The organism is Streptomyces sp. NPDC101166 (assembly GCF_044768125.1).
Lineage (GTDB): Bacteria > Actinomycetota > Actinomycetes > Streptomycetales > Streptomycetaceae > Streptomyces.
Map to the genome: position 1 here is coordinate 1 of NZ_JBIWPF010000165.1, position 1298 is coordinate 1298.

The following is a 1298-nucleotide window of genomic DNA, read 5'->3' on the forward strand; positions in this document are numbered from 1 at the left end:
CCCATCCCGAATACGGCGGTCGGCACGAACACCTGCCAGGTCAGCGCACGCAGCCGCACCACGGGCGCATCGACGCCCTCACCGCTCATCGCACCCGAACCCCGAACACCGACCGCGCGGCAACATCCCTGCTACAACCACATCCGCATCGAAGCAACCGGCACCGCGCCGGAACACCCTTTTCCTGCCGCTGATTCCAACCCCGTGAGCTGCATCCGGCCTAGAAGGCGGCCTCGCCGAGGGTCATGATCTCGGCGTCGAGCGCGGCGAGGATGTCGCGGTCGGCGTCCAGGCGGGGCAGAATCTGCTGCGCGAAGAAGTTCGCGGTGGCCACCTTGCCTTCGTAGAAGCGTCGGTCGTCTTCGACGGCCGCGGAATCCAGTGCAGCGAGCGCGGTCTCAGCGCCGGCCAGCAGCCGCCATCCGACCAGCAGGTCGCCCACGGCGATCAGGAAGCGGACCGAACCCAGGCCGACCTTGTACAGCTCGGTCGGCTGCTCCGCCGCCCCCAGCAAATACCCGGTGAGGATCCCCGCCATGGCCTGGATCTGCTCCACCGCGACCGACAGCTGATCCTTGGCGATCTTCAGCTGCTCCGGGCCGTCAGCTTCCGCGGTCCGCCGGACCTGGGCGAGCACATGCCCCAAGGCGACCCCGCGGTTGCGGGCGATCTTGCGGAAGAAGAAGTCCTGCGCCTGGATGGCGGTGGTGCCCTCGTACAGCGAGTCGATCTTGGCGTCGCGAATGTACTGCTCGATCGGATAGTCCTGCAGGAAGCCCGAACCGCCGAGGGTCTGCAGCGATTCCGCCAGATACTGGTAGGCACGCTCGGAGCCCACCCCCTTCACGATCGGCAGCAGCAGGTCGTTGACCGCCGCCGCCAGCTCCGGGTCCGCGCCCGAAAGATGCTGGGCCACCTCGTCGTCCTGGTGTCCGGCCGTGTAGAGGTAGATCGAGCGCAGGCCCTCCGCGTACGCCTTCTGCAGCAGCAGCGACCGGCGCACGTCGGGATGGTTGATGATCGTCACCTTCGGGGCCGTCTTGTCGGCCTGCCGGGTCAGATCCGCGCCCTGCACGCGCTGGCGTGCGTAGTCGAGGGCGTTGAGGTAGCCGCTGGAGAGGGTGGCGATCGCCTTGGTGCCCACCATCATCCGGGCTTGCTCGATGACGTCGAACATCTGCGCGATGCCGTCGTGCACCTCGCCCACCAGCCAGCCGACGGCGGGTACGCCGTGCCCGCCGAAGGTGAGCTCACAGGTGGCCGAGGCCTTGAGGCCCATCTTGTGCTCGACATTGGTG

2 protein-coding genes are annotated in these 1298 nt (G+C 67.7%); one reads left to right on the top strand and one right to left on the bottom strand.

Annotated elements, in window-relative coordinates:
- Window positions 1-194: hypothetical protein (locus ACIRS4_RS37345; RefSeq protein WP_404204595.1), on the top strand; the 194-nt coding region annotated here is incomplete at its 5' end.
- Window positions 195-220: 26 nt separating this feature from the next.
- Here the strand turns inward: ACIRS4_RS37345 and ACIRS4_RS37350 are convergent.
- Window positions 221-1298, bottom strand: a 1078-nt coding sequence (locus ACIRS4_RS37350) for an acyl-CoA dehydrogenase (RefSeq protein WP_404204597.1), incomplete at its 5' end; no start/stop codon positions are given.